This window comes from Brevibacterium sp. (genome assembly GCF_022712115.1).
Classification (GTDB): Bacteria; Actinomycetota; Actinomycetes; order Actinomycetales; family Brevibacteriaceae; genus Brevibacterium; species Brevibacterium salitolerans.
In genome coordinates, this window is record NZ_JALAHB010000208.1 from 1 (window position 1) to 5,934 (window position 5,934).

Annotated in this window: 5 protein-coding genes and 1 pseudogene; 4 read left to right on the forward strand and 2 right to left on the reverse strand. The window is 71.1% G+C overall.

All coding sequences use genetic code 11. The annotated features are described in order from the left end of the window. From Q0A33_RS12120 to Q0A33_RS12130, 3 genes are all read left to right on the forward strand, one after another. Positions 1-1,248: four-carbon acid sugar kinase family protein (locus Q0A33_RS12120; RefSeq protein ID WP_291796969.1), on the forward strand; the 1,248-nt coding region annotated here is incomplete at its 5' end. An 83-nt stretch (positions 1,249-1,331) separates the two neighbouring features. Next, on the forward strand, positions 1,332-2,375 hold the full coding sequence (gene pdxA / locus Q0A33_RS12125) for a 4-hydroxythreonine-4-phosphate dehydrogenase PdxA (protein WP_291796974.1): 1,044 nt from the start codon (positions 1,332-1,334) through the stop codon (positions 2,373-2,375). Position 2,376: 1 nt separating this feature from the next. Continuing rightward, complete coding sequence (locus Q0A33_RS12130) at positions 2,377-3,144, forward strand: DeoR/GlpR family DNA-binding transcription regulator (protein ID WP_291796976.1); 768 nt, start codon at positions 2,377-2,379, stop codon at positions 3,142-3,144. Here Q0A33_RS12130 and Q0A33_RS12135 read toward each other — a convergent pair. Further along, the gene (locus Q0A33_RS12135; protein ID WP_291796979.1) at positions 3,131-3,502 is read right to left on the reverse strand and encodes a DoxX family protein; all 372 of its coding nucleotides are present in this window, start codon (positions 3,500-3,502) and stop codon (positions 3,131-3,133) included. The two genes, Q0A33_RS12130 and Q0A33_RS12135, sit on opposite strands and share 14 nt — an antisense overlap. Further along, positions 3,487-4,191, reverse strand: coding sequence for a TetR/AcrR family transcriptional regulator (locus Q0A33_RS12140; RefSeq protein ID WP_291796982.1), 705 nt, complete (start codon positions 4,189-4,191; stop codon positions 3,487-3,489). The genes Q0A33_RS12135 and Q0A33_RS12140 overlap by 16 nt, the downstream gene beginning before the upstream one ends. Positions 4,192-4,609: 418 nt before the next feature. Here Q0A33_RS12140 and Q0A33_RS12145 point away from each other — a divergent pair. Continuing rightward, a pseudogene (locus Q0A33_RS12145) lies at positions 4,610-5,934 on the forward strand (hypothetical protein); the annotation flags it as partial.

Below are 5,934 nucleotides of genomic sequence, written 5' to 3' on the forward strand. Positions count from 1 at the left end.
CTGTCCCCCGCCCACGCCGCCTCGCTCACCCGCGAGGCCGTCCGTGCGGGGTGGCCCGCCCGGCTCGTGGCCTCCCGCTGCGACTCCACGCTGCGCGGCAACGTGGGTCCGCAGGCCGAGGCCGTCCTCCGCACCGTGGCAGAGCTCTCCGGCGCGGAGACCATCGGCCTCTGCGCCCCGGCGTTCCCCACCGCGGACCGGCAGACGCTGGCCGGGCTGCAGCTCATGGGCGGGAAGCGGCTGGAGCACACGGAGCTCGCCCGCGACGTCCGTTCCCCCATGACCACGTCCTCCGTGGAGGAGCTGCTCACCCGGGATGCGGACCTCACCTGTGCGCACATAGGCATCGCGGCGGTGACGGCCGGCGGGAGCACGCTCCGCGACGCTCTCGCCGCCGCACTCGCGTCCAGACCCGATGTGCTCATCGCGGACGCGTACACGGAAGCACACCTCGCGGCCGTCGCGGAGGCCGCCGCGGACGTGCGTCCCGAGGCGATGTGGGTCTCGATCGACCCGGGGCCGGGCACGTGGGCGCTCGCCGAGGCGCTGGGTCTGACCCGGGGGCACGGCACCGCGGACACCGCCGATGGCTGGGCCGGGGAATCTGCGCACACGACCGTGCCGGAGGCCCCCACGGGCTCCAGCCGACCCGACCACCGCCGCCCTGCGCACGATCCGGCCGCTCCGCTCCTCGCGGTCTCCGGCTCCGCGACGGAGCTCACGCGCCTCCAGCTCTCCCACCTGCGGCGCACGCGCACCTGCGAGGTCGTGCGCGCCCGCTACCGGCCCGGCACCCGCTTCCTCGACGAGGACGCCACCGCCGAGGCCGTGGCCGCCGCCTTCGCCGCTCTCTCCTTCCGGGGAGCCCAGGGGCGCACGGACGGCGCACCGGCCTCGGCTCCCGTGGTCCTGCTCGCGACCGTGCTGGACGAGACGGACCTCCTCGACCTCACCCACGAGGAGGGCGACGCCCTACCGACGGCACTGGGCGCCATCGCCGCCCGCGTGCTCGCGGACACGGCGGTGCGGGGGCTGTACACCACCGGCGGCGACATCACGACGGCGGTGCTCGACCACGTGGACGGCGTCGGGATCGAGGTGCGCGGCGAGGTCGTGCCGCTCGCTGCGGCAGGCACCGTCGTGGGCGGTGCGCACCACGGCATGCCCATCGTCACCAAGGGCGGCCTCGTGGGCGCGGCGGACACCGCGGCCGTCTGCCTGGACGCCGTCGAGGCGCTCTCCGCATGAGCCCGGCCCGCACGCACCGGCGCTCTCCCACGGACACACCGTTCTCTCCAGACACACCGTTCCACCCTTCGGAAGGATCAGTCATGACCGCACCCGTCCTCGCACTCACTCCCGGAGATCCGGTGGGCATCGGCCCGGAGATCACCGCCGCCGTCCTCCACGAGCACTCCGGCGATCCGAGCATCCACGGCATCGCGGTGGCGGACGCCTCCGTCATGCGCCGCGCCGTCGAGGTCCTGGGCCTGGACGCGGAGGTCCGCGCCGTGGACTCCTGGGACGTGGCCCACCCCGGTGAGGGCGTCATCGACGTCTTCGACATCGGGGTCCTCGGCGACGAGCAGCTGGAGTGGGGCGTGGTCGACGCCCGCGCCGGCCGCGCCGCGGTGAAGTCCATCGAGATCGCCACGACCGCGGCGATGAATCAGCAGGTCGCCGGCATCGTCACGGGCCCCATCAACAAGGAGGCCATCTGGAAGGCCGGGGCGAAGCACCTGGGCCACACGGAGATGCTGGGCGAACTCACCGGCGTGACGAAGCAGGACACGATGTTCGTCGTCGAGCGCTCGCACGTGCCCGGACACCACATGCACGTCTTCTTCGCCACCCGCCACATGTCGCTGCGGAAGGCGCTGGACGCCATCACGCTGGAGACCCAGGCGGACTCGATCCGGCGCGCGCACCGCGCGCTCGAGGTCTACGGCATCGAGAACCCGCGCCTGGCGACCGCCGCGATCAACCCGCACGGCGGGGAGAACGGCGCATTCGGCGACGAGGAGATCGAGATCCTGCGACCGGCCGTGGAGCAGGTCAACGCCGACGGACTGCAGGTCGCCGGCCCCATCCCTGCGGACTCCGTGTTCCATCAGGGCCTCATGGGCCGGTACGACGGGATCCTCTCGCAGTACCACGACCAGGGCCACATCGCCGCGAAGACCTTCGACTTCGACGGCACGATCTCCGTGACCGTAGGGCTGCCCATCCTGCGCACCAGCGTGGACCACGGCACGGCGTTCGACATCGCCGGTCAGGCCAAGGCGGATCCGGGCACCATGCGCTCGGCGTTCCGCGCCGCGGTGGGCTACGCCCCGTTCGTGGACGGGATCCGCGCCGAGTACCTCCCCCGCTGACATGGCCCGGCCCCACCGCTCCACCCTGGAACGCCGCGAGGCGCTGCTGCGCCTGGTGAACTCCGGAACCGCGCGGGTCGAGGAGCTGGCGGAACGCTGCGAGGTCTCGCCGTCCACCGTGCGGCGGGCCCTCGCAGCACTCGAGGCGGACGGCCACCTCTCCCGCACCTACGGCGGTGCGATCACCCCCGCCCCGTTCCACGACCGTTCGCTCACCGAGCGACTCGCCGTGAACACGGAGTCCAAGTCCGGGATCGGGCGCGCCGCGGTGGGTCTCGTGCACGCGGGTGCGACGATCTTCGTGGACGCGGGTTCCACCACTCTCGCCCTCGTGGACGCCCTCACGGACGTCGAGGACGTGACGGTGGTGACCCGCGGGCTCGAGAACGCGATCACGCTCGTGGGCAGGCCGGGGATCAGCGTGCACGTGGCGGGCGGTGCGCTCACACCGGCCTCCCACGGCACCACCGGCCCGCTGGCGCTCGAGGCCCTGGGCCGCTTCGCCTTCGACCTCGCCTTCCTGGGCTGCGACGCCGTCTCCGCGCTCCAGGGAGTGGGCGAGCCCACCCTGGAGGAGGCCTACGTCAAGGAGTTCGCCGCGCGGCGCGCCCACCGCACCGTGGTGCTCGCGGACGCCTCCAAGCTGCGCGTGCGCGGGGTCGCGGCGTGGGCGCCCCTGCCGGAGGGCTGGACCCTCGTGACCGATGCCCGCGACGAGGACGCACTGGAGCCCTTCGCCCGGGCGGGCGTGGACATCATCCGAGCGTGAGCACCCGCGCGGTGAGGACTCCCGCCGTCACCCCGGAGAGCGCGAGCATGCCGAGGCAGTTGAACCAGAACGCGCTTCCGAGGAAACCTGCGCGCAGATGGGCTGTGACGGCACAGAGGAAGTAGACGACCACGCCGGCTGCGGCTGCGAGGCTCATGCCGGGCACCCACACGCCGAGCACGAGGCCGCCCGCAGCCAGCAGCTTGACGACGATGAGCACCCACCACCAGTCCGCGGGGAAGCGCACACCCTCAAGGCAGTCGCGGACGAAGCGCGGCGGCCGCAGGGAGAGCAGCACGTCCCCGGCGAGCACTGCGGCGAGGAACAGGGTCAGCCAGAGGCTCAGCTGTGTGAGCATCGCTCTCCTCCCAGGGTCGTCCGGTCCGTGGCCGCGGTCACTGCGTCGACGGCCGAGGCCACCTCGGTCTCGATGCGTTCGAACGGGAGTGCACCGTGGGCGGCCGCGAAGAGCGCGCCCAGGTAGGCGAGATAGACGGTGCGGGCCGCGGCGCGGAGCCGGGGCGCGTCTGGGGTGGCAGTGCGTGCCACGGCGTGCGCCCGCAGGACCGCCTCGATCTCCGCTTCCAGCCGCTCGGAGAGGCCGTCGAATATCGCAGACGGCGTGCGGCCACGCATGAGCACCGCACCGTATTCGCGCGCCAGCTCGGGATCTGCGGTGAAGAACGAGACGAACGGCCGGATGAGGGCACCGATCACCCCTGCGGCGGAGCCTCCGCCGCCCGGTTCCCGGGGAGGCCTCTGCTCGTGGGAGCTGTGCTCGTGGATGCGACGTTCGTGGATGCGCTGCACCTCGGCCTCCACAGTGAGGACGAGCAGGCGCTCCTTGTCTCCCACCGCCATGACCCTGCCCACGCTCACCCCGGCCTGTGCGGCGATCCCCCGCACCGTGGTGGCTGTGAAGCCCTTCGAGGAGAACAGTTCCCTCGCGGCGTCGAGGATCGCCGCCTCGGTCCTGTCACGACGCGCATCGCGACGCGCCCTGCGCGGACGAGGAACCGGTCCAGGTGCCGATGCGAGATCATGCACCGGAGCAGCCTCCATCTCGCTGGAATGAACACGTTCACTGAACATGTTCACATCGTAGATGCGACACTCGCGGAGGGCAATGGACTCGTGGGATTGTCACCGGCGTGCCCGCGCACGCGGCTCCTCACCTGTGGCTTCAGTGCTCTCCGCGCGCGGTCGAGAGTTGTGTCCGTGCCTCACGATAAATTCGAACCAGATGAATCTTTGAAGCCGATCACACACGGTTGAGGAGGTGACGACGATGTCACCCGTTCCGCTGCCCGCACTCCCCCAGCAGCCTGCGCGCTCCCTTCCACGTGCCACAGCCGCGGGTGCCACAGCAGTGCATGCGACTGACGCGCTGCGCCCGCGGCGGGGCAGCCGGAAGCACCATGAGTACAACACCGGCCGCCATCACGCCGCCGCACAGACCCTGGTCGTGCCCGCCTGCACAGAGGTGGAGGCGGTGGAGATCGTGAGTGCGGATGACCTCTGTCAGCACCTCGCTCGCGGCACCAGCCTCTCCACGAGCGGTGCGCCCACTTCCGGCGGGTCCGGTTCCGGCGGGTCGCGCACTGGTATGCCTGCCCGGTTGCCGGTCTTCCACCGTCAGCCCGGGGAACTGCCCGCCGGTAACGACTGGCAGATGCTCGAATCACCCCACCACGCAGCACTTGAAACCCGCGCCACCGTCGAGTCGATCGACGTGCAGGGAATCTCCCACAGCGTGCAGGCCACGGCCTACGCTCTCGACCGGTGCGAGGCCGCCCACCTCGTAGCCCTGGCAGAGACCACCCTGGCCGTCATCGCCACCGAAGACGGCCCCGACACGCTCGAGGTCCTCCTGCGCTCACACGGGACATACTCAGCCAGGGAACTCATCAGCCAACACCTGCCCCGCACAGTCGTCCGCGCCGTGCTGGTGGATACAGACCTCACAAAGACCCAAGCCCACCGCCGCCTCGTCGATGCCGTGTATGCCTATCTCGCGTTCTCCCGCTGCCTGGGCCTGGTCCTCGAGGGCAGGCTGAGCATGGCGAAACTGCGTGCTCTGCTGCGCGCGACGACCCGCCTCCAGCTCCACGACGCACGCTGGATCGACCGCGACACCACAGGCCGCACCCAGGCGGATCGTGGAGGGAGGAATCCGGAGGAGGCAGTCGCGGAACTCACCTGCGCCTGCCCGGACGCCGCAGACCCCGCCGGTACAGCAACCGCAGGGACGGATGCTCCCCAAGACGAGGCCGCCGTGGACGAAGCTGTCCAGGACGCTCACCCAGCCCACTCAGCTCATGTGAGCCGGGATCGCATGCACGGACCCATTCTCCTCGCGGCTCCCCTGGAGAGTTTCACCCAGCATGTGCGTGCCCAAGCAGCACTCTGCGCCCCACCCGTGTCCCCGGTGAAGACCGTCCATGGCGAACGACGAGTCTCCTATGAGCGTGCTGCCTCCGGACGCGCGTTCCTCACTCTGGAGGGGCCGGTCACGGTGCTGGAGCCCTACTACCAACGCCTCCAGGCCACCGCCCGCGCCATACGCGCCGGACGCCTCCAAGCACTCATCGACACCAGCGGCACACCGGATGACGACGACACTCTCGCTCACGCACACAGCACCGAGGTGCCGTCAGCGACGCACGCGACCGCACTCGATGCGGCACACGCAGAAACCACCCTGCCCGAGGCCGTCGTCGTCGATGAGCGGACTCTGGATCAGCTCATGTTCGACCTCGCAGCACTCGCCGCCCCCGCCACCTACGTGCC